Origin of the sequence: Corynebacterium sp. EPI-003-04-2554_SCH2473622, assembly GCF_001665955.1 — a bacterium.
Lineage (GTDB): Bacteria > Actinomycetota > Actinomycetes > Mycobacteriales > Mycobacteriaceae > Corynebacterium > Corynebacterium pseudodiphtheriticum.
Genome location: NZ_LZMN01000057.1, coordinates 1 through 26532 on the forward strand (window position 1 = coordinate 1; position 26532 = coordinate 26532).

General features: G+C 58.3%; 21 protein-coding genes and 3 pseudogenes. 11 read left to right on the forward strand and 13 right to left on the reverse strand.

Going from position 1 to position 26532, the window contains the following annotated elements:
* A pseudogene (locus A5774_RS11960) lies at positions 1–242 on the forward strand (LacI family transcriptional regulator); the annotation flags it as partial.
* Between the two features lie 67 nt (positions 243–309).
* Here A5774_RS11960 and A5774_RS11965 read toward each other — a convergent pair.
* Positions 310–447: pseudogene (locus A5774_RS11965) on the reverse strand (hypothetical protein); the annotation flags it as partial.
* A gap of 133 nt (positions 448–580) precedes the next feature.
* Between A5774_RS11965 and A5774_RS06910 the strand changes: the two are divergent.
* The 3 genes from A5774_RS06910 to A5774_RS06920 are packed head-to-tail and all read left to right on the forward strand — an operon-like array spanning position 581 to position 3240.
* Entirely contained in the window at positions 581–1576 is a 996-nt protein-coding gene (locus A5774_RS06910; protein WP_064833997.1) for a metal ABC transporter solute-binding protein, Zn/Mn family, read from the forward strand.
* 6 nt (positions 1577–1582) lie between these two features.
* Positions 1583–2272: a metal ABC transporter ATP-binding protein gene (locus tag A5774_RS06915; RefSeq protein WP_021352432.1), complete on the forward strand. Its 690-nt coding sequence runs from the start codon at positions 1583–1585 to the stop codon at positions 2270–2272.
* Complete coding sequence (locus tag A5774_RS06920) at positions 2272–3240, forward strand: metal ABC transporter permease (protein WP_064833999.1); 969 nt, start codon at positions 2272–2274, stop codon at positions 3238–3240. Before A5774_RS06915 ends, A5774_RS06920 begins: the two co-directional genes overlap by 1 nt.
* Positions 3241–3433: 193 nt before the next feature.
* On the opposite strand, the gene A5774_RS11970 is transcribed toward A5774_RS06920, so the two are convergent.
* The 7 genes and pseudogenes from A5774_RS11970 to A5774_RS06950 form a co-directional block, all read right to left on the reverse strand.
* Positions 3434–4150 (reverse strand): DoxX family protein, encoded by a 717-nt coding sequence (locus A5774_RS11970; RefSeq protein ID WP_064834001.1) that lies wholly within the window; start codon positions 4148–4150, stop codon positions 3434–3436.
* 77 nt (positions 4151–4227) lie between these two features.
* A complete protein-coding gene (locus A5774_RS06930) occupies positions 4228–5454 on the reverse strand; it encodes an RtcB family protein (RefSeq protein WP_064834004.1) in 1227 nt (408 codons plus the stop codon).
* Between the two features lie 171 nt (positions 5455–5625).
* A complete protein-coding gene (gene rlmB, locus A5774_RS06935; RefSeq protein ID WP_021352436.1) occupies positions 5626–6567 on the reverse strand; it encodes a 23S rRNA (guanosine(2251)-2'-O)-methyltransferase RlmB in 942 nt (313 codons plus the stop codon).
* 188 nt (positions 6568–6755) lie between these two features.
* Positions 6756–8279, reverse strand: coding sequence for a cysteine--tRNA ligase (gene cysS / locus A5774_RS06940; RefSeq protein WP_064834006.1), 1524 nt, complete (start codon positions 8277–8279; stop codon positions 6756–6758).
* Between the two features lie 30 nt (positions 8280–8309).
* Positions 8310–8786, reverse strand: coding sequence for a 2-C-methyl-D-erythritol 2,4-cyclodiphosphate synthase (gene ispF, locus A5774_RS11710; RefSeq protein ID WP_027018187.1), 477 nt, complete (start codon positions 8784–8786; stop codon positions 8310–8312).
* Positions 8787–8936: 150 nt separating this feature from the next.
* Positions 8937–9731: pseudogene (gene ispD, locus A5774_RS11715) on the reverse strand (2-C-methyl-D-erythritol 4-phosphate cytidylyltransferase); the annotation flags it as partial.
* A gap of 50 nt (positions 9732–9781) precedes the next feature.
* Complete coding sequence (locus A5774_RS06950) at positions 9782–10366, reverse strand: CarD family transcriptional regulator (protein ID WP_021352441.1); 585 nt, start codon at positions 10364–10366, stop codon at positions 9782–9784.
* Positions 10367–10624: 258 nt separating this feature from the next.
* Between A5774_RS06950 and A5774_RS06955 the strand changes: the two genes are divergently transcribed.
* Both A5774_RS06955 and A5774_RS06960 read left to right on the forward strand, forming a co-directional pair.
* Entirely contained in the window at positions 10625–11263 is a 639-nt protein-coding gene (locus A5774_RS06955; protein ID WP_231892377.1) for a hypothetical protein, read from the forward strand.
* Between the two features lie 172 nt (positions 11264–11435).
* Positions 11436–12995, forward strand: coding sequence for a DNA repair protein RadA (locus tag A5774_RS06960; protein WP_064834009.1), 1560 nt, complete (start codon positions 11436–11438; stop codon positions 12993–12995).
* Between the two features lies 1 nt (position 12996).
* Here the strand turns inward: A5774_RS06960 and A5774_RS06965 are convergent, their stop codons facing one another.
* On the reverse strand, positions 12997–13797 hold the full coding sequence (locus A5774_RS06965) for a hypothetical protein (RefSeq protein ID WP_027018189.1): 801 nt from the start codon (positions 13795–13797) through the stop codon (positions 12997–12999).
* A gap of 156 nt (positions 13798–13953) precedes the next feature.
* A complete protein-coding gene (locus A5774_RS06970) occupies positions 13954–14571 on the reverse strand; it encodes a carbonic anhydrase (protein ID WP_021352446.1) in 618 nt (205 codons plus the stop codon).
* A 35-nt stretch (positions 14572–14606) separates the two neighbouring features.
* Here A5774_RS06970 and A5774_RS06975 point away from each other — a divergent pair, with 35 nt between their 5' ends.
* The 5 genes from A5774_RS06975 to A5774_RS06995 all read left to right on the forward strand — a co-directional run bounded on the left by A5774_RS06975 (position 14607) and on the right by A5774_RS06995 (position 20027).
* Entirely contained in the window at positions 14607–15542 is a 936-nt protein-coding gene (locus tag A5774_RS06975; protein ID WP_231892378.1) for an A/G-specific adenine glycosylase, read from the forward strand.
* A 191-nt stretch (positions 15543–15733) separates the two neighbouring features.
* A complete protein-coding gene (locus tag A5774_RS06980) occupies positions 15734–16741 on the forward strand; it encodes an ABC transporter substrate-binding protein (protein WP_064834011.1) in 1008 nt (335 codons plus the stop codon).
* Between the two features lie 2 nt (positions 16742–16743).
* On the forward strand, positions 16744–17727 hold the full coding sequence (locus tag A5774_RS06985) for an iron ABC transporter permease (RefSeq protein WP_064834013.1): 984 nt from the start codon (positions 16744–16746) through the stop codon (positions 17725–17727).
* Positions 17727–18512 (forward strand): ABC transporter ATP-binding protein, encoded by a 786-nt coding sequence (locus A5774_RS06990; protein WP_064834015.1) that lies wholly within the window; start codon positions 17727–17729, stop codon positions 18510–18512. Before A5774_RS06985 ends, A5774_RS06990 begins: the two co-directional genes overlap by 1 nt.
* A gap of 222 nt (positions 18513–18734) precedes the next feature.
* The gene (locus A5774_RS06995) at positions 18735–20027 is read left to right on the forward strand and encodes a lipase family protein (RefSeq protein ID WP_231892379.1); all 1293 of its coding nucleotides are present in this window, start codon (positions 18735–18737) and stop codon (positions 20025–20027) included.
* A gap of 225 nt (positions 20028–20252) precedes the next feature.
* Here A5774_RS06995 and A5774_RS07000 read toward each other — a convergent pair whose 3' ends face one another.
* From A5774_RS07000 to A5774_RS07010, 3 genes are all read right to left on the reverse strand, one after another.
* On the reverse strand, positions 20253–23126 hold the full coding sequence (locus tag A5774_RS07000) for an ATP-dependent Clp protease ATP-binding subunit (protein ID WP_064834017.1): 2874 nt from the start codon (positions 23124–23126) through the stop codon (positions 20253–20255).
* 240 nt (positions 23127–23366) lie between these two features.
* Entirely contained in the window at positions 23367–25538 is a 2172-nt protein-coding gene (locus A5774_RS07005; protein WP_064834019.1) for a YhgE/Pip domain-containing protein, read from the reverse strand.
* A gap of 253 nt (positions 25539–25791) precedes the next feature.
* Positions 25792–26532: aldehyde dehydrogenase family protein (locus tag A5774_RS07010; protein WP_156519569.1), on the reverse strand; the 741-nt coding region annotated here is incomplete at its 5' end.

A 26532-nucleotide genomic window follows, 5' to 3' on the forward strand; every position in this document is an offset into this window, starting at 1 on the left:
CGGATCAGTTGTCTGCGGCCACCCGTGAGCGCATTATGGCGGCTGCGAAAGCCCGCGGCTACCCGGGGCCGGACCCGACGGCGCGTTCGTTGCGCACCAAACATGCTGGTTCCTGGGGTGTGGTGCTGACCGAACATCTGTCTTATGCCTTCGAGGACATGGCTTCGGTGGATTTCCTGGCCGGAATTGCCGAGTCCACCCACGGCACCGATTTTTCGTTGACTTTGATTCCCGCGGGTCCGGCCCCGGGTAGCCGCGGGCTTTCGCAGCCGCCATAATGCGCTCACGGGTGGCCGCAGACAACTGATCCGGACGGTTATAGGCGTTAGAAACCGTCGTACGGGACACGCCCAGATCGGCGGCAATCGATGCCAAAGTTCCTTTGCTGAGCCCAGCCCGTGATCGCGGTGCCATGCGGGTGATTCTACCGGGCTTCGGCCAGGCCATTCTTCACAGCCTTAACGACAAGCGAGCACTCCGGTTTTACGGCCCGCTGCAGGCCAGGAAGACGCCGTCACGCTGCTTATTTTCACTAGATTTTCAATTGACAACTGTTTTCACCACCACCATAGTGTTAACTATGATCACGAAACGTCGAGGAGTCTTGACCGCAACCGCCACCGCCGCCATGATGTTCCTGGCAGCCTGCTCATCGGGAGAAACAGGAGGCTCCGGGGACGCTGCCACGTCGGCAAGCAACGGCGATACCGCCGCGGGCGGCGAAGGCACCATCGAAATCGTAGCCTCGACCAGCGTGTGGGGCGATCTCACCAAAGCCGTCATCGACGACGAATCCGTCGCGAATATCCGCACCATCATCAGCGACACCAACACCGACCCCCACCACTTCGAACCCACCGCAGCCGACCTGGCACGCGCCAACGAAGCCGACGTCGTCGTCGCCGGTGGCGGCGGATACGACGCCTGGCTCTACGAACCTCTCGACGAAGACATCGTCATCCACGCCCTGCCACTAACCCCGCACGAACACAACTCCGGCAACGAAAAACCAGAAGGCACCGAGGCACACGCCCAGTACTACGGTGACAACGACACCTTCGACGTCGCCAACAACGAACACGTCTGGTTCGACACCAAAGCCCTATCCACCGTGGCCAACGGCGTTGCCGACCGCATCAAAGAAACCCACCCGGATGCACCCCTGAAAATCGACGAACTCAACGCCGAACTAGATGAGATCGCCGCGCAAATCAAAGCTCTGCCAGCCATCAACATCGCGCAAACGCACCCGATCGCCGACTACATCCTCACCCACACCAAGATGGACGAAGTCACCCCAGAGTCATACCGGCACGCCACGCTGAACCACAGCGATGCCGCCGCCGCTGACCTGGCCTCATTCCTGGAACTCATCGAAAACGACGAACTCGACGTACTCATCTACAACCCGCAAACCGAAACCGACCTGACCAAACGCATCCGCGAAGCCGCTGAGGCCAAAAACATCCCCATGGTTCCGGTCGGTGAAACCCCACTGGGTGGCGAAAACTTCCTGGAATACTTCCACTCCGTCGTCGATGACTTGGAAGCAGCAGCCGCAAAGGCGAGCGCATAAACCGCAATGCCGATTCAGTTTTCCAACGCCGGTGTAGACCCGCTATGGAGCGGGCTGGACTTGGACGTACAACCCGGCGAATTCATCGCCATTTTGGGGCCGAACGGTTCCGGCAAATCCACCCTACTGAACACAGTCCTGGGCACCCGCACGCTTACTACTGGCTCCGTGCGCGTCGACGGGCGCATCGGCTACATCCCGCAACAGCACATGTTTGATAAACACCTGCCGGTGCGAGCACGGGACTTGGTGTCGCTATCCCTCGGCCACGGGGTGTTTTCGGGGCGCCGGCCGAGCAAACACGCCGTCGATGAGGCACTGGCCTACGTCGGCGCAGAAGGCATCGCGGACCGTTCCGTCGGCACGCTTTCCGGTGGCCAACAGCAACTGATCCGCCAGGCCCAAGCTTTTGGCACGGACCCGGACGTGGTGCTTGCCGACGAGCCCCTGCTCTCGCTGGATATGGCCCGCGAGCACGATACCGTCGCCCGGCTGCACGAGCACCGCGCGGCGGTCCTGTTTGTCACCCACGGCATCAACCCAATCCTGGATGTTGTGGACCGCGTGCTGTACCTGGCACCCCGCGGGCACATGTTGGGAACGATCGACGAAGTTATGCAAACCCAGGTGCTCAGCGAGCTGTACGGCACGCATGTAGAAGTAGCAACCGTCAACGGGAAGCTGGTGGTGGTCTAGTGAGTTATTGGGACGATACCGCTTATTTGCTCTCAGTGGGCTTTGTGCAACAGGCGCTGATTGCCTCTGCCCTGCTCGGGGTTTTATCCGGTGTGATCACCAGTTTGATTGTGCTGCGGCACATGTCGTTTTCCGTGCACGCGACCTCGGAACTGGCACTGATGGGTGCGGCGGCCGCGTTATTGTTCGGCATCAATATCGGCTTCGGCGCGATCATCGGCTCGATTGCCGCGGCGGTGATCCTGGCGGTGCTGGGGCTGCGGGGTAACCAAGATTCTGCAATCGGCGTGGTTATGAGCTTCGGCTTGGGCCTATCCGTGCTGTTCATCCACCTGTACCCAGGAAACACGACGACGGCGATGTCGTTGCTGACCGGGCAGATCGTCGGTGTCTCCGGCGCATCGACGTGGATGCTGGCGGCAACCACGGTGGTGATCACGGCGTTGATCATCGTGCTGTGGCGCCCCCTGCTGTTTGCCTCGGTGGATCCGCTGATGGCACAAGCCGCCGGTGTTCCCGTGCGCGGGCTGGCCGTGTTGTTCGCGGTGATGGTGGGTTTGACCGCCGCGCAATCCGTGCAGATCGTCGGTGCGTTGCTGGTGATGGCTCTACTGATTACCCCAGGTGCAGCCGCGGTACAGGTGACTTCCTCGCCGGTGAAATCCATGGTGCTCTCGGTGGTATTCGCTGAAATCGCCGCCGTCGGTGGTTTGGTTGCTTCCCTGGCGCCGGGCCTGCCGGTTTCGGTGTTCGTGACGACGATTTCGTTTGTGATTTACCTGCTGTGCCGGATTATCGGGAATTTGCGCAGCCGCAAGACTTCCCGCGATGAGGTCGCTTATGCACGCCGCGTAAAAGCATTGGGTGCAGGAAACAATGCCACGGTGAATCCGCACCACCATGTCGCGCAGGATGCTGGCGGCGCTCTGGATTCTGGCGGCGCCGAAGGAAAAGCTGACCGGAGCTGAGCTAACGGCGCGGGTACAGGCTCAGGTCTCGGCCCGGCGCGGGTAGCGGGCAATAAAACAACACAAAACCGGGGCTTGCAGCCTGCCAGCTAGTGCTGGTGGTGGCTGCAAGCCCCGGTTGTTATTCGCGATAAGTTTTCGCCTAGAGCGTGGCGGTGCCTAGGGCGTAGTGGTTATCGCTTAGTGCGAGTTTTTACTTCTTCCCGTTGTCCCACTGGTTATCGGTGCTCCACTGGGTGGTTTCTGCGTTGGCGTCTACACCATCAGCGGTGGAGTTGTTGCCAGCTGCGTTATCGAAGTTCGGGGTAGAAAAGTCTTGGTCGTCAGAGTATTCCTGCCCGGAGCTCTGGCCGTAGTTCTGGGTCGAGTTCTGGCTGGAGAAATTTTCGCCGCCAAAGTTCTGTTCAGCACCGAAGTTCTGCTCAGCACCGGCGATACCGGAGCCAGCAACGCCAGCGCCGACAGCCTGCTGGTTATCAGCAGCTTCTTTTTCTTCCTTGCGCTTACGGAACGGCGCGACAAACAAGTGATCCAGCGAGGCCCGACCAGCACCGGCAGCAGACAGTGCCAGACCAGCAGCTCCGATTACGGCAACAAACTCCCAGCCGCCGTCGGAAACAAAGATGCCGGAATCGCGGTGCGCAAACCACGCAGCACCGGCCATCTGCACGAACAGTACCGGGCCAACCAGGCGCACCAGCAGGCCGAGGATGATGGCTGCGCCACCACCAATTTCAAACCAGGTAGCAACCTGTGCGGAAATCTCTGGGGAAGGCACACCCATTTCCTGGAAGGAGCTTGCGGTGCCGTCGATGGTCCATTCATTAAACTTCTGCCAGCCGTGCGCGATGAGCACGCCGCCCAGAATGATGCGGGCGATAAGCAGGAAAATATCTCTGATGACAGTCATAGCACCAGTCTAACCTGTTTGTGGCCACGTCACCTATTGACTCCGCGGCGTTTCTTCCCGGATAAAGCGCCAGACCGCTACGTACCCTTAACGTTCAGCACCTGCCGCAGTTCCGTGACCACTTCTACGAGATCCGCGGCATCAGCCATCACCTGGTCAATCGGCTTGTACGCATCCGGGATTTCATCCACCCATTGCTCACCTGGCCGGTACACGATATCGCCCATGCGACTCGCCAAATCTTCCGCGGTGTACTGCTTCTTTGCTTGCCGACGCGACATCACTCGCCCCGCCCCGTGCGGCGCAGAATTCAGGCCCGCAGCGTTACCGCGACCACGCACCACATATGATCGCGCGCCCATCGAACCGGGAATCAACCCGAACTTGCCGACGCTGGCATCAATCGCGCCCTTGCGGGTAAGCCACACGGGATCATCATTGATGGTCACCTTTTCGGTGTAGTTATGGTGGCAGTTCACCCGTTCCACCTCGGTATCCGCACTATCTGCGGGCACCTCCATGGAAATACGCCCGTCGTCACGGGCTTGGCGCATCATGCGGGCCAGCTGATCAACGAAGCGATCCATCATCTCATCGCGATTCAGCCGTGCAAACCGTTGCGCCCACGCGAGTTCCCGCAGGTAAGTATCGAAGGACTCGGTAGCCTCACACAGGTACGCGTGATCCTTTTCTGCAAGCTCGACGCCCGCTTCCCTGATTTCTCGCGTCGCGATCTTAATATGCTTTTGCGCGATCTTGTTCCCCACCCCGCGCGAACCCGAGTGCAGGAAACACCAGACATTATCGTCACCATCCAGGCACAACTCGATGAAGTGGTTGCCGCCACCCAAGCTGCCTAGCTGCTCGCGCCACTTCGAGGAATGCGACAGGTCGACGTCGTCACGCTCGGCTAATTCTTCGAGTTCTTGAATGCGGGCCTTGGTGTGCTCGCGGTGGATCTTCTTATTGTAATTTCCCGGCGAAAGCGGAATGGAACGCTCAATCTCGTCCCGCAACTGCTCCAGGGAAATCTGCGCGATGTCGCCGGCAGTAAAAATGGTGCGCACTGCAGCCATTCCACAACCAATATCCACCCCGACAGCAGCCGGAATCACAGCCCCCTTAGTAGGGATAACCGTGCCGATGGCTGTGCCCTTGCCGCTATGCGCGTCGGGCATCAACGCGATATGCGGAGAAACAAAATCTAGCTGCCCCAACCCAGCAGCTTGGTCTGCGGTGTTCTGATCAATAATGCTGGCCCACGATAAAACCCGTGGGGCAAGTTCTACTGGCTTATGTGTCATGCTCACGAGCGTAGCAGCCAGGTAGCACACTGCTCGAACATGAATGCGATTACATTATACGACAGGCGCCTCAGCTGGGCCGAAAGCACCGACAACAGGCCACAAGCAATGGCAAATGGCCAGACACGACGAGGCGGCAACAAGCCTGCCGCCCCAACCAAAACAAATGAACTAGCCGACGCGGCGCTGGCGCGCGAACTCACTCAAGACGGCACCGGCTGCCACCGACGCGTTCAGCGATTCCACCCACCCCACGGTCGGAATAGACATCAACACATCACAGTTTTCGCGCACCAAACGCGAAATACCTTTGCCTTCCGAGCCAACAACAATAACCACGGGATCTGTGCCGCCGTCGTAGGTATCCAGCGTGTGCTCTCCGCCAGCTTCCAGCCCAACAACCTGGTAGCCGTTCTTCTGAAATTCTTTCACCGTGCGCGTCAGGTTCGTCGCCCGCGCCACCGGCAACTGCGCGGCCGTACCAGCAGAAGTACGCCAAGCAACAGCCGTGACCGAAGCCGAACGACGCTCCGGAATAATCACACCGTGGCCACCAAAAGCAGCCGCCGAACGAATCACCGCACCCAAATTTCGTGGGTCGGTGATGTTATCCAGAATGACAAACATGCCGGTCTCATTGCGCTGCTGCACATCAGCAAGCAAATCCTCTACTTCCGCGTATTTAAACGGCGGAATCTGCAAACCAATACCCTGGTGCATGCCGTTGCCGGTTTTCACGTCCATCTCATGACGCGGCAACTCGGTGATCGGAATACCACGGCTGTTCGCCATCTGCACAGCCTGTGTCAACCGCTCATCCGAACCCGTACCAGCCACCACGAACAACATGCTCGCCGGAACCTTTGCGTTCAGGCATTCCACCACCGGGTTCCTGCCGACGACCAGCTCCGTCGTCGCCTCGTGGCGCCCAGAATTAGAACGCTCACGCTGCTGTTTCGCCTTATGCTTCTGGTGATAAACCCGATCTTCCGCCTTCGGCGTCGGCCCTTTGCCTTTCAGGCCACGACGACGCACAGCGCCAGACCCCTTCGTGGCTCCTTTTTTGTTGGTCTTGCGGATGCCCGCTCCGCCCCTACCGTGGGTACGTGCCATAAAAATTCACTATCCTTGCTGTAAAAATTTCATTTTCGAGTATTTCGAATTTACTGTACTTTGTCGGCGCTGCACCACGCGATTTTCTGGTGGTACGCCGCGCGAGTTTGCTAACACTACGCCGAGCGAATTTACTAACTCTGTGCTCTGCTAGCCCTGTGCCCAGCGATGTTGCTGCGAATATCCACCTAGCGCAGTTTCCATTCCGCGCCACCCGGGGTATCGATGACCTCAATGCCAGCCGCAGCCAAACGATCCCGCACGCCGTCGGCAGTAGCGAAGTCTTTCTCCCTGCGCGCCGCGGCCCGGAGCTCAAGTTCGTGTTCTACCAAACTAGCAAGCGCTTGCTGCACACCACCATCTGCGGACTGCTGCGTACCACCAGCCCACTGCGTATCCAACGGGTCAATGCCCAAAATGGCAGTCATCGCACGCACCAACGACGCCAACGCTACGGCTTTGCCCTTGGCAGCATCTTTGCCTGTGTCCTTGCCAGCCAGTGCATTATTGCCCGCTTTCACCGTGGTGTGAATAACGGCCAACGCACGAGGCACCGCAAAGTCATCGTCCAACGCGGCAGCAAATTTTTGCCAGTGCTCGGAAACTTCCTGGGCAATACTGTCCTGAGCGTTAACGTCGGCGAGCCCAGCACCACCGGCCACACCGGCGTCGGCAAGCATGCCCTGTTCCACAGCCAGCTTGTCGACGGGCGCGCCCGCCAACTTCGACGCACGGTTAACGAAATCCTCAATGCGGCGGAAACCAACGGCGGCCTCATGCACCGCGGCCTCGGAATACTCCAACACGCTGCGGTAATGCGCGCTACCCAGGTAGTAACGCAGCTCCACCGGACGGACCTTTTCCAGCAAAGCGTCAATATCCAGAACGTTGCCCAGCGATTTGGACATCTTCTCGCCAGCCATGGTCACCCAATGGTTGTGCATCCAGTAACGAGCAAAACCATCACCGGCAGCGTGCGACTGCGCAATCTCGTTCTCGTGGTGCGGGAACTGCAAATCCAGCCCGCCGCAGTGCACATCAAACTCCGCACCCAAGTAATACGTGGCCATGGCCGAGCACTCCAAGTGCCAGCCCGGGCGACCATCCCCCCAAGGTGTGGGCCAGGCAGGCTCACCCGGTTTCGCGGCCTTCCACAAAGCAAAATCCAGCGGGTTCTTCTTGCCCACGTTGTCGGTCTCGCCTTGCTCCATTTCTTCTGGGCGGTTGCCCGAAAGGTGGCCATAATCCGAGCCCTCTGCCTGCTGCCAAGCCAGAACGTCGAAATACACCGAGCCGTCCACGGCGTAAGCAAAACCGCGGTCCATCAACCGCTGCATATACTCCACCATCTGGGTAACATGCCCGGTTGCGCGCGGCTCCACACTCGGGGCCATGACGCCAAGTGCTTGATAGGCGCGGGTGAATTCGCGCTCATGAGTAGAAACCCACTCCCACCACGGGCGGGAATGCGCTTCAGCTTTGGTGAGGATCTTATCGTCGATATCCGTCACATTGCGCACGAATGCGACATCGTAGCCTTTGGCCAGAAACCAACGGCGCACAATATCAAAAGCCACCCCGGAACGCAGGTGGCCGATGTGCGGTTTCGCCTGCGGGGTGGCCCCACACAGGTAGATCGAAACCTGGCCTTCGCGCAGGGGTTGAAAGTCGTGGGTCTGGCGCGTCGCGGTATCAAAAATCCGTAAGCTCACAGGGTACTAGTTTACGCACTCCTGCCCGCACTAGTTCGCGCGCCATACCACTGCGTTGGCGATTGCCGCGCGGCCTTCCTCGCGGCCAGTAAATCCCAGGTGATCAGTGGTGGTTGCCGAGACAGAAACCGGGGCCCCCAGCAGCTCACTTAAAACCTGTTGGGCTTCTTCCCTACGCGGGCTGAACTTCGGGGTTTGCCCGATCAGCTGCACCGCAACGTTGCCGATGCGGAAGTCGTTGTCGTCGAGAAGCGCACGGACCTCGCGCAGAAGCTGCGCACCGGAAACATTGTCGTATTCTGGTCGGCCAACACCGACGAACGAGCCCAGATCACCCAAACCAGAGGCCGACAACAACGCATCCACCATGGCGTGCGAGACAACGTCGCCATCCGAGTGGCCCTCGCAGCCATCGACGCCGTCGAAAAGCAACCCGGCGATCCAGCACGGCTTGCCCGCCTCAATCTGGTGCGCGTCGCTAGCGATACCAACGCGCGGGATGGGCATGGCCGGTGACTGCGTGGTTTTTGACTGCGCGGGTTGTGGCTGCATCAAGTGGGACTGTGCGGAATTACCTTGCACTGGGATGGCTTGGGACGAGGGATTTACGCTTTCAGCACCTTCAGACCCTTCAGTGACGCTGTCGACAAGATAGGCCCGGGCCAGCAGCAAATCCTTGCGCGTGGTGATTTTAAAAGCCAGCTCGTCGCCGTCGACGCACACGACGGGCACGCCCTGCCACTCAAGCAGCGAAGCATCATCGGTGGGCACAAAACTGCGGGTCCCGGCTTCAGCATCCGCTTGCACGCTGGCGTAATACATCTCGTTGGCAGAAAACAGCGCACTGTAACGAAAGCCCTGTGGCGTCTGCGCGGCACGCACAGTGCTGCGATCCACGGTTTTGGTGATCTGCGCCTGGCCGCGCGCTTCGCCGTGACCAGCAGTTTCCGTCACAGCTTTGATCGTGTCCACAACCGGCACCACGGGAACCACCCCCGAAGCGCCATCTGCCACTGCACGCGCTACCCGGTCAATCATGCTCGCGGGGGTCAGCGCTCGCGCAGCATCATGAACCAGCACGATCGGATCGACGCCTGGCTCCACCGAAATCGCTTCCAGCCCAGCCATGACGGAATCCGCGCGTTCCCCACGGCCAGGAACCAGGCGGATCGTGCGCCCGTCGCTAGCACCGGCGCCAGCGCCGCGGGTGACGTCAGCGGACTCGCACCGGGAAATCACGTCGGCAGCCTCATCCAACATATCCGGCGCAGCAACAACAATGATCTCGTCGACAAGCTCGGTTGCGTGCATGGCACTAATGCTGCGTTCCAGCAGGGATATTCCTGCGAGTTCAACAAACGCCTTCGGTTTGTCCGCACCTAAACGAGTGCCCTGCCCGGCAGCGGCGATAATCGCAATTACTGGGGCAGGGCGAGAGCTCGAAATATTCATCAACAACTAGTTATCAGCGGTTAATCTTCAGTAATCTAGTCTTCAGCTATCTAGTCTTCGTCGTCGAAGCTGAGATCATCCAAGTCCACATCAACCTTGGTATCCACCTCTGGGCCAGTAGTGCCGATCAAGCCAGCAGCCCGGTGGCGCTCGATGGTGGCATCGACTTCGGCCAGCATCTTATCGGCTTTGGCCTCATCTACTGGGCCTGCCAACGCGAGCTCGCCGACCAAAATCTGGCGCGCCTTCACCAGCATGCGCTTTTCACCTGCGGAAAGGCCCCGATCTTGATCGCGGCGCCACAGGTCCCGCACAACTTCAGCAACCTGGTTGATATCACCAGAAGCCAGGCGTTCTTGGTTCGCCTTATAACGACGGGACCAGTTGCCGGCTTCCTCTACGTCAGTCTCGCGCAATACGGAAAAGACCTTCTCCAGACCTTCCTTACCAACGACATCGCGCACGCCGACGCGCTCCACGTTCTTGGATGGGACGCGAACCACCAGGTCAGATTGGTTGATGGAAAGCACGACATACTCGAGCGTTTCCCCGCCCATCTCGCGCGTTTCAATGGCCTCGACCTTCGCCGCGCCGTGGTGCGGGTAGACAACAACCTCGCCGACCTTGATTTCCATTCCCACTCCTCGCTTAACAGGCAGACTTCAAGCCACCACCTTAACACGCAGCAAGTGCTTGCCGACGCCTGGGAGCCGGTCAGGTGGGCGTCGGCAAGCACCCCACAGCACCTACCGGACCGCACCCATAAAAAGTTTGCCCCCGAATGCCCCGCATGAACGATGGTACAAACCGGAAACTGTGTACCGCCGGGGGTAAACAGCTAAGGTAAAGTCTGAAAAATCTTTGTGCTCGATGAGTTGTTGGAGGACCCCACAGTGACGTCCCTGAAATCGTTTGTTCGTCGCGGCGGCACCATTTCCGCTGCTGCCCTGGCCAGCCTTACCCTGGCTGCCTGCTCGGCAGGACACATTACCCAGACTTCTTCGCAGGTCGCGACCGTCGATGGGCAGAGCGCGAACAGCGAAAACGGCGAGCTTTCGGTCCGCGATGTCACCATCACCGTGGAAGATAACGCCGCAGCGTTGAAGTTCACCGCCACCAACCAGGATCCTTCCATGAAGGCCCACACCCTGGAATCGATTTCGGTCGACGGCAACCAGGTTTCTTTGGGCACCCTAGACCCAATCGAGCCAGGATGCTCAGTCTTTGGCGACAGCGCATTGGCATTAAAGGACACCCCACAGGCAGAAAAAGCCTGCATCCAGTACATCGAGACCACCCTAGACAATGACGACTACGCACCAGGCGGCCACCGCCCAGTGGAATTCGTCTTCGATTCGGTCACCATCACCGTCGACGCCGCTATTGCAGCTGCACCGTTGACTACCGGCGAGCACGACCGCGACTGGGAAGAAGGCTACGCACCACGCGGTGACGGTTCCATCAGTGGCGATCACGGCCACGGACATGATCACAGCCACGGCGGCGGCCACAGCGAGGGCGGCCACCACTAAAGGCAGCAGCCTCCTGCAGCTCCCCCCGCTGATCCACCACCCTGCACGGCACACGTTAGCTGATCGCTCTGCTACCGACGGGGTGGATTTTTTACCTATTATTTCGAATATATTGTCGAATCTTGCTTCAGGATTGGGTTCGGCGTGCGGCACCTGCCTTAGGATGAGTGCCATGGCAAAAAAACAGCGGGCGATCCACACCTGTTCCGAATGCGGCTACTCCTCCCCAAAGTGGTTGGGCCGCTGCCCGGAGTGTGGTTCGTGGGGCACCCTGGAAGAAGCTGCCCCGATCTTTTCCGCTGGCCTCGCAGCCGGTTTGGGTTCCGGCGCGAAAGCTTCTGCTGCGCGCGGGGGTGCCGGTGGTTTGGGTACGGGTTCGCGGGCCTCTAGCAGTGGACGTCGCGGCGGGCTGGCGCCGAGTAGTGCCGCGGTGCCGATTACACAGATCTCCGCGCAGTCTGCGCAAAGCTTGCACACGGGTATCGGGGAATTGGATCGTGTGCTGGGCGACGGCATCGTCGCCGGTTCCGTGGTGTTAATGGCTGGCGAGCCGGGCGTCGGCAAGTCCACCCTGCTGTTAGAGGTGGCCGCACGCTGGAGTCAGGTCCCGGAACCCCAGGCAGATAGCGGAGAAAGCTCCGCTGCCGCTACCGAAATCACTGCAGACCAACAAGCACAGCCTGCCACCCGCACGGCGTTGTATGTGACGGCAGAAGAATCCGCAGCACAGGTCTACTCCCGGGCGAAGCGTACCGGCGGGTTGTCCCCCACGCTGTATCTCGCTGCAGAATCAGACCTGGATGTCGTATTCCAGCAAGTCGAGGCGCTACGCCCATCGCTGATCATCGTCGATTCCGTGCAAACCATGCAGGCCACCGGCGTGGAGGGGGTTGCGGGTGGCGTGGCGCAATCCCGCGCGGTTACGGCCGCGTTGACCACGCTGGCGAAAACCACCGGTATTCCGATTCTGCTGGTCGGCCACGTCACCAAAGACGGCAACGTCGCCGGGCCGCGCGTGCTGGAGCACCTGGTTGATGTGGTGCTGAATTTTGAAGGTGAGCGGCAATCCAGTTTGCGGATGCTGCGCGGAATTAAAAACCGTTTTGGTGCCACCGACGAGGTCGGCTGTTTTGAGCAAACTGCCGACGGCATCCGGGAAGTCGCCGACCCATCCGGGCTGTTCCTGTCCCACCACGGCGCCACACCCAACGGTTCCGCGGTCACCGTCGCCATGGACGGGGTACGCCCAATCGTGGCCGAAGTGCAGTCTTTGACGGTCGATCCCGTCGCCAAGAATCCCCGCCGGGTGGTCACCGGATTGGATCAAAACCGCATCCCACTGGTGCTCGCCGTGTTACAAGCACGCGCCGGTGAGCGCACCAATGAAAAAGACGCCTACGTGGCGACGGTCGGCGGGGTGCGCATCACCGAAACCGCCACGGATCTGGCGGTGGCCTTGGCGACGTGGTCGTCGCTGCATGAAACACCACTGCCGGCCAAAACCGTCTTCATTGGAGAAATTGGTCTGGCCGGCGAGATGCGCACGGTGCCGAATTTGCGGCGGCGTTTACAAGAAGCCGCGCGTATCGGCTATCGCTGCGCGGTTGCCCCAAGCCGCAACGACGCAGAAGACCGCGCGCTCGCGAAAGAACTCGCCGCCGATGGGCTGGATTTGCGCAGCGTCAGCACCCTGCGCCAGGCACTAGCCGTGGTTCGTGAACTGCGCGGTTAAACTACGCCCGCAGCGCGAAGGTCAGTGCGTCGGAGGCGTTATCGCCCACCACTGCGTGCAGGAAGTAATTGCCTTCCGGGGTAGCCGGGCGGTGGTTGCACTCGCCCGGCGCGGAATTCGTCTTCGACCATACAGCCTCAAAGTGGCGGGTCTGGCCAGCCTTGAATTCCTGATTACCGGTGATCACGGCTGGGTAGCAGTCGGTATCTGCCCACATGCGGTGGTTCGTGTTGAGATCATAAACCTCGAAGCGCAGCGGGTTCTCGTCAAGATTGACCGCGCAGTCGTGGTCGGTGGGGTTTTCGATAGACATGTAGAACGTCGGTTGGTCACCACCGGCGTAATAGGCTTTATCGCTGTGCGCGGTGACCCGCAAATTGTGTAGGTCGCAGGCGCCAGCAGCCGAGGTGGCCTCGTCAGCTTCTGGGTACGGCGATGGGCGCTCGTCGGCAGACTTCGCGCCTTCCCTGCCCTTCTTCGGGCGGTCCGATTCCTGCGAATCGTCAGCAGCATCGATGTCATCGGCTTCTTTCGCCGCACTGTCGTTGGCTGCCTCGTCCGCGTCCTTGTCTGCAGCCTTATCGGCTTTGCCGTCTTTTTCCTCCCGCGCTGCGGTGGCCGTGGCGGTTTGGTTAGCCGCCGAATCCGCAGCAGATTGCGGGTTCTCTTCGCTGCCACCACCGAAAATGGCGCTGAAGATCCAGACCAACAAAAGCACAAGCAAGAGAAGAACCGCCAGGCCTGCCATGCGGCGGCGTCGGTAAATTTCTTCTGGGAGGCGAGGTTGTCTTGGGGAAGTCACAGTTCCTAATTTATAACGAAACCGCCCCAGCCGGGCGCAAGCACAACGCGTGTCCTAGCCCAAGCGGTTGCTCGCTGCTTCTCGCGCGACACGGGGCCGGAGCTCTCTTAGGCGCCAAGCCCCGCTAATTATTGTTGCGCAGCTACGGCGAAAATTTTAGTGCACGCCGTTGAGCACGACCGGCTCCACCCGGCCCTCGCTCAGGTTGTAGCGCAGACCAACGATGCCCATAGACTGGCGAATCAACCCTTGGCCCAGCCCTGGAGCGCGCGCCATCAACTGGTACACGGTTTCGGTGATGTGCTGGCGCTCCACGTCTTCACGGGTAACCATCCCACGCTTGTTGGCTTCCGTCACGGACATCAGTACGCGTTCGACGATGGTGCGCTGGAAGCCATTCGGCGCGGAGCCTCCTTCGGCAAATTCCATGGTCGCGCGCACCGCACCGCAGGATTCGTGCCCCATGACTACCAGCAGGTTGACGTCGAATTTCTCGATGGCGTATTCCACCGAAGCAATGATCGAGCTATCAATGATTTGCCCGGCGGTTCGGATCACAAAGGCGTCGCCAAGCCCCAGGTCAAAAACCATTTCGACGGGAACTCGCGAGTCAGAGCACGAGAAGATGACCACGCGCGGCGACTGGCCAACGCTCAACAACGAACGGTATTCCGGGTCCTGATTTGGCCGCTCGGAGCGATTGGCGATAAACCGCTCATTGCCCTCCCGAAGGGCCTCCCACACTGCCTGCGGAGTCTTGGCCACATTCTGCATACTCACAACTTCTATTTTGTCCTAAACTATGCGCGATGACGAATCATTCGGAACCGATCTTTGCCACACATGCTTGTGCTGCCGCCCCAGACGCAACTACCTTGTTGCCCGAGCTGCGCAACTGGTTCGCCGAGCACGGCCGCGATTTGCCCTGGCGTGCACCAGAAACCACCGCATGGGGTGTTTTGGTTTCCGAGGTCATGAGCCAACAAACCCCCGTGGCACGCGTTGCACCGCAGTGGTTGGAGTGGCTAGAGCGGTGGCCCACCCCGCAAGATTTTGCCGCGGCCAGCCAGGCAGATGTGCTGCGCGCGTGGGGCCGGTTGGGGTATCCGCGGCGGGCGTTGCGGCTGTGGGAATGTGCGCAGGCAATTGTCGAGCGACATAACGGTGTAGTTCCGCGCGATGTGGATGAGCTGTTGGCGCTTCCCGGCATTGGCGATTACACCGCGCGGGCGGTGGCGTGTTTTGCTTTTGGTGTGAACGTTCCGGTGGTGGATACGAACGTGCGCCGGGTGTATGCGCGTGCGTGGTCTGGACAGTTCTTGGCGCCACAGCCAGCGAAAAGACAGTTGGCTCAGGTGGGTGAGTTGCTTGCCGACGGCCGCGGCCCGCAAACGTCGGTGGCTTTGATGGAGTTAGGCGCTTTGGTGTGCACGGCGCGCTCGCCGCAGTGTTCGGTATGCCCGCTTCATGCCGGTTGTGCGTGGGTGCGTGCTGGCTCGCCGGCGCCGAGTGAATCAGAGATGGCCGCGCAGAAAAAGCGGGTGCAGAAGTTCGCTGGCACTGACCGGCAGGTGCGCGGTAAGATTATGGCCGTGTTGCGGGAGGCTTCTGCGCCGGTGCCGAAGCCGGAAATTGATCTCGTGTGGCCGAAAGATGATCAGCGCGAGCGAGCCCTGCGTTCTTTGCTTGCCGACGGTTTGGTGCGTGAGGTTGCCCGTGGTGGCGAATTCACGCTGCCGGAATGATGCAGCAAAATAGCCCTGCCCCAAAATAGCCTCACGGCAAAATAGCTTCGCCACTGCCTTAGCCGGCTGGTCAGCCGGTGGGTTGCTCGGAGCACCTAAAGTGCCCCAGACCACCTCTTTTTGATTATCAAAACCAGCCCCAACCTGATAATCTTCAAATATCTAATTGATTATTTGAATAGAGGTTTATCATGCGCCGTTTCCTTCCATCCGCCCTCATCCTTACCACTGGACTCATCCTGTCCTCCTGCAGTACTGGGGACGCTGAAGACACCACTGCCAGCTCGGAGAATAATAGCTCCGCTATCACCCTCGATAACTGTGGCTTCGAGCTAACCGCTCATACCCCAGTGGAACGGGCCACGACCCTTGAACAAGGCGCCACTGACACTCTCCTTCTGCTCGGCGCCAAAGACCAAATGGTAGGCTACGGTCACCAAAAAGACGCGCCTCCTGAAGGTTACGATCTCGAGGGCATAAAAGAAATTAGCCCTAGTGCTCCAAACTCTGAGCAGCTACGAGATGCAGACACGGACTTCATCTACTCTCCGTTCGCACTCAACTGGACCGCAGACAATGCCGGAACTCGCGAAGAATGGGAAAACCTCGGCGTGGCAACCTACCAATCAAATGTCCAGTGTCCGGACTATGCTGACAACGCCGAGAAATCAACCTTCGACCTCGTAGCCAAAGACATCACGGAGCTCGGTACCCTCTTCGACCGCGAAGAAGAGGCCAAGTCCCTAATTGAAAAACAAAACCAAACCCTCGAAAATGCCGCCCAGGCCCCAGAGGGAACCACTTTCATGCTGCTTTATTCTTCCATCGGCGGTGCCCCCTACGTAGCAGGCGGCCCTTCCATCGTCACCGAAGCAGGAAAAGCAACCGGAATGAAAAATGTCTTCGGTGATCTCGATGAGGAATGGCCACAAATCTCCTGGGAAGCCGTTGCTGAGGCAGACCCAGACGTCATTTTGCTCGCGAATCTTCCCGGACGTGGAAAACCAGGCGATAAGTGGGAAGAAAAGGTCAGCGACCTTGAGTCCACCCCAGGCACCAAAGAAATGAAAGCTGTAAAGAACGGCACCTATGTCGTTGTCCCAGGCGTCGCCACGTCCGCATCGGGGCGCTCCTATGAACTCGTCGAAGAAGTTTCCAAAGCTATCAAGGACGACCTATTTGCAAATAAGAGCGAGTAATATTGCGTAAAACCTGGACTATCGCTGGAATTAGTGCTGCGACCCTCCTCGTAGCATTAGTTGGCTCGCTCACCGTGGGCTCAAGCTCCATGTCCTTCAGCGAACTCATTGGGCTGGTTGTTCCTTCGCAACCAAGCCCTTCCGCGCTGCGCACATCGATCCTGACGGAGCTTCGGATCCCGCGGATCCTTATGGCAGCCTTCGTCGGAGCAATCTTGGCAGTATGCGGTGTTGCAATGCAGGCTGTTACGCATAATGATCTCGCAGAGCCATACTTACTCGGTGTATCCTCTGGAGCATCGACAGGCGCCGTCATTGCGATCCTGTTTTCTACTTGGCAATACGGAATCATTTTCGGCGCAACCGTTGGTTCTCTCGCCTCTTTTGCTCTGCTGATGCTTTTACTCCGTAATACCGGAGGGGACGCAACAAAGGTAGTGCTCACCGGCGTCCTCATTGGCTTTCTTTTCCAATCTCTGACTTCTCTAGTCGTGACAGCCTCGGGCGACGCGGAATCTACTCGCAGCATCATGTTCTGGCTACTCGGAGTTCTAGGGGCAGCACGCTGGCCTACGCTATTTGCGGTGATGATTGTTGGCTCCATAGGAATGCTGATGCTTTGGGCGCTTTCCCGCCATCTAGATGCACTCTCTTTGGGTGGGGATACCGCCTCAACAATGGGCGTTCCTGTAGTCGCACTGCGCTACATTGTTCTTATTTGTGTTTCGCTGATGACCGCCACGACTGTGGCTTCCGTCGGCGCGATAGGTTTCGTGGGGCTAATTATCCCCCATGCCGTAAGAATGCTGAACGTACCAAAACATGCCAGCCTCATACCGTTGTCCGCACTCATTGGCGCTGTCACCCTAGTTATCGCGGATGCCTTTGCGCGATCCATTTTTGCACCCCAAGAACTGCCAGTGGGCGTAATTACTGCCCTCATTGGCGTACCGATGTTTTTCCTAATCTTGCGGAGAAAGCACTAATGCTCAAGGTAGAGAACCTCAAAACGGGCTTTCCGAATAAACCCGTAATCGACGACGTGTCTTTCGAGATCAAAAAACCCGGACTGGTAGGCCTCATCGGCCCCAATGGGTGTGGCAAGTCGACGCTTCTCAAGTCCATTGCTGGGGTGCAGCCCTTTGACGGAACCATTCACTTCGCAGGAAAACCGTTAAAATCCTATCCGCTGTCCCAACGTGTTCATGCCTTGTCCTATGTGGCCCAGAAATCAGGCCAACGGGTTACACTCACCGTCCGCGAGGTCGTGCAGCTAGGCCGCGATGCAGGCCGTATGCCTTTTTCAGCGCCACAGCCTGACGACGCAGAAATTGTTGATCGCGCGTTATTTCATTGCAGCTTAGAAGACATTTCTGATATGCGGCTGCATGAGCTTTCTGGCGGGCAAATTCAACGCGTCATGGTTGCACGGGCAATGGCACAGCAAGCAAACGTAATGCTTCTCGATGAACCAACCAATCACCTTGACCTGTACCACCAGCACAAATTAATGGATCTTCTATTCCATCTTGCGAAGGAACACGACATTGCCGTTGTTCTAGCAATCCACGATCTAGCGCTAGCAGCACGATATTGCGACCGGCTCCTACTGCTACACAATCAGAAGCTCCGGGCGGATGGTCCCCCCGAAGAAGTGCTGACTACTGAAATGTTAAGCACGGTATTTGAAGTAAAAGGGCAGCTGGAATACACCGCTGATGAAATACCCTTCTTGCTGGTCAAGCATCCCATTGATCATAGGAATTTGTAGACCTTGAGCAGTTAATAGACCCAGAAGCAAATGTGATAGGTGACTCAGTGACGTTCATGCTCTAAGCTGTCTTGCATGTATTTCACATCACAGTTTTCTAAGCAAAAGAGTAGTATTTCTGACAGCCCCACCACCTCCACTCACACGGGTTTTAGCAGCAGCATCCGCAAAGGGCTGTGCCTGATGGCCGCCAGTTTCCTGACTACTGGTCTTTTAGCCAGCGTGAGCACTTCCACGGCACACGCCAATGAAGCAGGTGCTCCTAGTCCCTCCGTCTACATTCCCGCACCACCGCCACCTGACGCAGCAGCCGACGCAGCACCGTCGCCACCCGGCGCAGCACCCGGTGAGCTGCTAGAAGCAACCGCGGCACCGCACCTGCTGAATCCCGGTGGCGAACATCTTCCCGGTTCCGCGCAGCGTATCCGCTACGCCTCAATCAATTCCAACGGCGAGCCCGTAGAGGTCACCGGCTACGTCATCGACCCCATTACCCCCTGGCAAGGTAACGGCCCCACCCCCACTATCGTCATGGCACCCGGAACCCGTGGAGCGGGTGATCTATGCTCACCATCCGCTGCACCCGACCTGATATCGGCGCTCGAGATCCACACTAATGCCGACGGGCTGCCTTATCTCAGCGTGAATGCAAACTATGAATTGCCCTTGCAGTATCTAGCCAATCTCGCGGGGATTCGCATTATTAGCACCGATTACATGGGCATGGGAACTCCAGACCACCACACTTATGTGAACTCAGTCGAAGAAGCCCACGCCGTCCTGGATGCCGCCCGGGCTGGATTGCAAGCAGCCGGGGCCCCAGCGGATTCTCCGGTTGGCTTCGCCGGTTATTCCCAAGGCGGAGGCGCGGCTGCAGCAGCCGCAGAACACAAAGCCAGCTACGCGCCAGAGCTGAACCTTGTGGGCACTTTCGCAGGCGCCCCGCCCGCGGACCTGCGCCACGTGTTGGAAGCCGTCGACAATTCGTCCATCGTGGCCGCCTTGGGTTACACGCTCAATGGATTTGTAGACCGCTACCCCGCGCTGCAACGAATCATCGACGAAGAATTCAACGAGGAAGGCAAACGCTTTTTACACGATGCAGAAATCAGCTGCATTGGTGATGCCACCATCAACTGGGGTTTTACGGATACCCGCACGCTAACCAAAAGCGGCGACTCCTTCTCAGAGGTGATCAACCGACACCCGGAACTCAGCAATTTAGTGGAAGCGCAAAAGCTGGGCACCCAGCCGGTATCCGGGCCCATCATGGTTTCTAATTCTGGCGACGATGATCTGATCCCCTTCGCCCAAGCCACCACAATGGCGCGCCAATATTGTGCACAAGGTGGCCAGGTGCAGTTTTTGCATACAGATGTCCCGCCTGTGTTGCCGCAGCTCAAGGCAGGCATTAACCACGCCCTACCGTTATTCACGGATATGCCCCAAGGTTTGCAGTATCTGATTGATCGTTTTCATGGCATCGCACCGCGCAATGACTGCGGCACGTTCTAGTTATTGCGGCGTTATTGCGGGGTTATTACGGCAAGTTCAAGTTTTGCCAAAACAAAAACAGCTGGCCTACCACCTCTTCTCGAGGGGCAGGCCAGCTGTTTCGCCGTTAGGACGTCGTTAGGGAGCTGTTCGGGCTACGGCGAGCAACGCCGTGCTAGCAGGAGCAAACGCCGAGCTGCCGAGTAAAACCCCAAGCTGGCGGGCCAACGCCGTGCTGCCATGCTTTTAGTCGCGCTGCGGCTGTGGCTGTGGGCCAGCCGGACCATCCGAATCATCAGAGTCGTCCGAACCACGCTCGTCTTCTGGGCGTTCCAGCAAAGCGCCGGAACCACCGTTGTTTGGCGTATCTGGGCTCAACGTATCTGGCTGACCATTCGGATCACCAACGGTGCCCGGCTGATCATCTGGGTTATCCCCATCGGAACCAGAACCGCCCTTGCCGTCGTTATCATCCTGGTCGTCGGAACCAGCGGCATCGCCTGACTCGGTTGGGTTCTCTACTTCACGAACGTCATCCTCGTCCAACTCACCGAATTCTTCTTCCGGCAGTGGCTTTGGACGCGGGCTGAAGGTGAACGTGCCCTTCTTCTTGTTGTCTTCGTCGAAGCCTTCCACGTCGACAGAGATGATTTCGCCGGCCCCCAACTCGCCGAACAAAATTTTCTCCGACATTGGGTCTTCGATTTCCCGCTGGATGGTACGACGCAGCGGACGAGCACCCAGTACGGGATCGAAGCCACGGCGAGCCAACAGCTTCTTCGCGTTCTCGGACAGCTCGATGTCCATGTCGCGGTCATGCAACTGCTTGGCGACGCGGCCGATGAGCAGGTCCACCATTTCGACGATCTGCTTTTGGTTCAACTGGTGGAAGACGACGGTCTCGTCGATACGGTTCAAGAACTCTGGGCGGAAGTGCTTCTTCAGCTCTTCGTCGACCTTGTTCTTCATCCGGTCGTACTGGGAATCCGGGTCGAATTCCGACTCCGAAGAAAAGCCGAGGCCAACAGCCTTGGAAATATCGGAGGTGCCCAGGTTAGAAGTGAAGATCAGCACGGTGTTCTTGAAGTCCACCTCACGGCCCTGGCCGTCGGTCAAGCGACCTTCTTCCAATACCTGCAGCAAGGTGTTGTAGATCTCCTTGTGTGCCTTTTCGATCTCGTCGAAAAGCACCACGGAGAACGGCTTACGACGAACCTTCTCGGTCAACTGGCCGCCTTCTTCGTGGCCCACGTATCCCGGAGGGGCACCGAACAAACGGGAGGCCGTGAAGCGGTCGTGGAACTCCGACATGTCGATCTGGATCAGATCGTCGTCGTTACCGAACAGGTAGTTCGCCAGCGACTTCGACAACTCTGTTTTACCCACACCGGATGGACCGGCGAAGATGAAGGAACCGGATGGCCGGTTTGGATCCTTCAGCCCTGCACGGGTGCGGCGAATCGCACGGGAAACAGCCTTGACGGCTTCGTCCTGGCCGATGATGCGCTTGTGTAGTTCTTGCTCCATGTTGAGCAAACGGCTGGACTCTGTTTCGGTCATGCGCAGCGCCGGAATGCCGGTCCAGTGCGCAAGCACTTCTGCGATCTGGTCCTCGCCTACCTCAGCGATGTCTTCCAGGTCGTTTTCACGCCACGCCTTTTCCTTCTCCGCGCGCTCTTCGTTCAACTTACGCTCGCTATCGCGCAGGCGCGCCGCCTTTTCAAAGTCTTGGCCGTCGATAGCGGCTTCCTTGTTACGACGAACCTCTGCGATGCGCTCATCAACCTCACGCAGGCTTTCTGGAGCGATCAGTCGCTTGATGCGCATGCGTGCACCGGCCTCATCGAGCAAGTCGACGGCTTTGTCTGGCAAGAAGCGGTCATTGATATAACGGTGTGCGAGCTTCGCCGCAGCCTCAAGGGCATCATCGGTATAGGAGACACGGTGGTGTGCCTCGTATTTGTCGCGCAGCCCCTTGAGAATCAGCACGGTGTCTTCCAGTGATGGCTCTTCAACCTTCACCGGCTGGAAGCGACGCTCCAGAGCAGCGTCTTTTTCAATGTGCTTGCGGTATTCCTCCAAGGTGGTGGCACCAATGGTTTGTAGCTCACCGCGCGCCAGTTTCGGCTTCAGCAGCGACGCAGCATCGATGGCGCCTTCGGCAGCACCGGCACCAACCAAGTTGTGGATCTCGTCGATGAACAAGATGATGTCGCCACGCTGGTTGATTTCCTTCAGCACCTTCTTCAGGCGCTCTTCGAAGTCACCACGGTAACGCGAACCAGCAATCAGCGAACCCAGATCGAGCGAGTACAGCTGCTTATCCTTCAGGGTTTCTGGCACCTTGCCGTTAACGATATCCAGGGCCAGGCCCTCTACGACGGCAGTCTTACCAACACCAGGCTCACCAATCAGCACCGGGTTGTTCTTGGTACGGCGCGAAAGCACCTGCATGATGCGCTCGACCTCAGAATCACGGCCCACAACCGGGTCCAGTTTGCCTTCCTTCGCAGCCTGCGTAAGGTTACGGCCGAACTGATCCAGCACCAGCGAATTAGAGCGGTCGCCCTTACCACCGCTACTGGAACCGCCGCCCATGGACGGGCCAGCACCGGCACCTGCCAGGCCACCACCGCCGGGTGCGGAAGAAGAACCGCTACCGGAACCATCCTGGTTACCGCCTTCATAACCGGACAGCAACTGAATAACCTGCTGACGAACGCGCGGCAGATCAGCGCCCAACTTGGTTAATACCTGCGCGGCAACGCCTTCGCCCTCACGGATCAGGCCAAGCAGCAGGAATTCAGTGCCGATATATTTGTGGCCCATTTGCAGGCCTTCACGCAAGGAAAGCTCCAAGACCTTCTTTGCTCGTGGAGTAAATGGGATATGTCCGCTGTGCGGTTGGGATCCCTGTCCGATGATCTCTTCGACCTCATTGCGGACATCGTCTAAGGAGATATCCATCGATTCCAGGGCCTTAGCAGCAACCCCTTCACCTTCGTGGATCAGACCAAGCAGAATGTGCTCGGTACCGATGTAATTGTGGTTAAGCATGCGAGCTTCTTCTTGCGCCAAAACAATGACGCGTCGAGCTCGGTCCGTAAACCGTTCAAACATGTGCTCTGAGTTCTCCCTAACCGATTTGCGATATGTTCCACCCACCATAACGCGCAACTATCACCGACCCTTCCCGTTTTGCGAATCGATTCGCCGGATTTCGGTATATCCGCAGGCTAAGGGCCTGTTCGCCTGTAGCGAACACCCTGTTTACGGAGGTTTTGCACAGCAAAAAGCGACGCCCGGAGTGGAGGTAATCCGGGCGTCGCTCGTGTTCCAGGCGGCAAACAGGAACAGGTTTTAGTTCGCCAAAGCAGCGGGCTCTTCGCCCAAACGCGCCTTCTTTACGTACTCGATCTCTTCATCCAGCTCATTAGCCGCACCCCGACGGCGAGAAGCGTAAATTACCAGCGACAATCCCGTCGACAAGAGCGCGAAGACCAGCAGACCACCGAGACCGCCCCAGAAGGTGGCGTCGTACAGGCCATCCGTCACGCGCATAAAGGCATCCCGCGTGTAGCTCATTGGGTGGAAGTTGTGCAGCAACCGCAGCGGAGCCGGCGTGGTATCCAGCGGCCAGATACCACCGAACACGAACAACCCCAGCGCAAAGAGACCCAACGAGAACACCCCGCCGTACATACGGCCGAACAAGATGCGCAGGAACTGGAACACCGCCGAACCAGTAACGGCCGTGAGCGCCAGCACCCCGATAGCGGCTACCCAATTATCCGGCGACCAGCCCAGAGCAACGGAGAAGCCAGCGAAAAAGCCGATCACCGCGAAGTTCACCAGCGAAATCAACCCCAGCGCCCGCAACACAGGCCCCAGCACGGTGTAGCTGTTTGCGCGCTTGCCGACGATGTGTGGCAGCAGCGTCGACAGCAACGCCATGGCTAGGTAGCCAAAGACGACGATGACCAAGATCGCTGCACCAGCAGTGATGTTCTTGACGGTTGGGTCGGACTCATCAGCCACGGTTTGCACTGGGTGCACATTCGACGCGGTGAAGTTGATCGGCACCGCAATATTGGCAGCCGAAGTTTCTGGCTTGCTGATCTTCGGTGCCTTCGCAGCGCCTTCCGCCAGCTTGGTGGACAGTTCATTCGTACCGTCTTGCAAACGAGTCATGCCGTCCAGCAACTGGCCGCCGCCATCGTTTAGTTTGGTGGTGCCGTCTTTCAGGCGACCGACTCCTTCGGTCAGCGAACCCGTGCCCTCGTTCAGACGGGTTGCCCCGTTATCCAATTGACTAGCACCATCGGCCAAACGGCCCACACCCCCGTTGAGCTGCGTGATACCATCGTCCAAACGGTGCGCACCATCCTGCAGACGCAACACACCAGCCCGGTAGCGCGCATTCGGGTCCGCCAGGTTGTAGTGCAGCTGGCCGGTGCCCTCCCGCAGGCGGTTGAGCTGGTTAACCATGTTCTGTTGATTAGCAGGATCCAAGCGGCTGACAATCCCCGCCAGTTTCTCAGCTTCCGCGTGAGCACCGAAGGTATGCAGCACATCAATAATTGGCTGCATATCCGGCAGTGCACCTTGCACCTGCTCCAGTAGCGGCAACAACATACCGGTCAACTGGTTCACACCGGCATCAATCTGCCCGGCGCCGTCGGCAAGCTGATCAGTGCCAGCCAGCAACTGATCCATGCCGTTGGCCAACTGGGAAGAGCCATCCTGCAGGCGGGCAGCACCATTGCTCAGTTCGCCCACTCCGGTGGTCAGTCGCGTGGTGCCAGCTTTCAAATCCGTGGTTCCCTGGTGCAAGCGTCCGGCACCATCCTGTAGGTCAGAAGCGCCCTTATCCAAACGCGAGATACCGTCAACCGCCCGCGCACCACCGTCTTTCAGCTGGGTAGCACCGGCATCCAAACGCCCGGCGCCGTCGGCAGCCTTGGTTATTCCCTCGCTCATGCGCCCTAGGCCATCAATAACCTGCGTGGCGTATTTTTTGGAGATCGCATCGGCGACCTTGTTTTGCACCTGCGGGATCAAACTATTGGTAATCACCGCACCGTTGGTGCCATAAAAGTCATTTTCAGCGAAGTGGATATTAGGCTGACGCGGGTTGTCGCTAATGATGGTCACGGCATCATCTGAGAATTCTTTCGGAATCGTAACCACAAAAAGGTAATCGCCGCGGGTCAGGCCTTTTTCGCCTTGCTCTCTATCAACTTCCGCGAAATTCAGATAGTCCGTTTCCAGCAGGCCTTCTACGACCTGGTCACCGTAGTTGATGTATTTGCCGTCGCGGTCGACACCTGCGTCTTCATTCACAACCGCGAGCGAAACATTCCGCAGGTACTTCGATGGGTCCCACATCGCCCACATGAAAGTCGCTGCACCAACCAGTGGCAGGACGAGCGTGAGCACCACCAGGATGCGCGTGATGGTTGATTTCGGACGCCAGTCGAGCATCCTGTGCCACAGGTTTTTCTCTCCTGCAGCGTGATCAGCAGTACTCACAAGAAGACACCTCCACTATCTGTCTGCGAGAGTTAATAGGTCCTGCCGGTGCTGTGTCGCCGCCCGTGGCATCCACGTGCCGCGTTGTGCACCAGCTTCACACTTGCTTGGAAAACAAAACATAATTGCTTACAAGAGCGAAGTTTTAAAATCCACAATTAGTTTATTTTCCCTAGCAAATGCGTTAGAATCTTATAGCACACCACGGAAATTTTCCTATTCTGTGATGTGCAACACTATAGTATCGGAGAATTTAGGGAGTCGCGATATAACGAGTATCCAAATACTCGTTGATGCCTTCAGCACCGCCCTCGCGACCAAAACCAGACTCCTTGATGCCACCAAACGGCGCGGCAACATCAGAAACACCCCCGCGGTTGATAGCCACCATGCCCGCATTCAACTCATGCGCCAAACGCTCCGCCGTATGCACATTCTCGCTATAGCCGTACGCAGCCAAGCCCACAGAAGTGTCATTAGCAGCAGCGATGGCGTCGTCCAGATCGGAATAAGTAGTAATCGCCACCACCGGGCCAAAGATCTCCTCGCGCAAAATATCCGCGTCCGTAGGAATATCTGACAACACGGTTGCCGGGTAGAAGTAGCCCTCGCCTTCCGGCACTTCCCCACCAGTGTGCACGGTGGCACCAGCCTTGCGGGCATCGTCGACCAGCTTAGCGATGCCATCGCGCTGCGCCGCAGTAATCATTGGGCCCAGACCGACGCCCTCATCCAAGCCATGGCCAGTGCTTACTTGCGCCAGCTTCTGCGTGATACGACGAGTGAATTCCGCAGCCACATCCTCGTGCACAATAAAACGGTTGGCCGACACGCACGCCTGCCCACCGTTACGCATCTTCGCTGCATACGCGCATTCCAGCACGCTGTCCAAATCCGCATCCTTGTGGATAACAAACGGCGCGTTACCGCCCAGCTCCATCGAAGTGCGCTGCAGGTTCTTCGCCGATTGCTCCACCAAAATCTTGCCGACGCC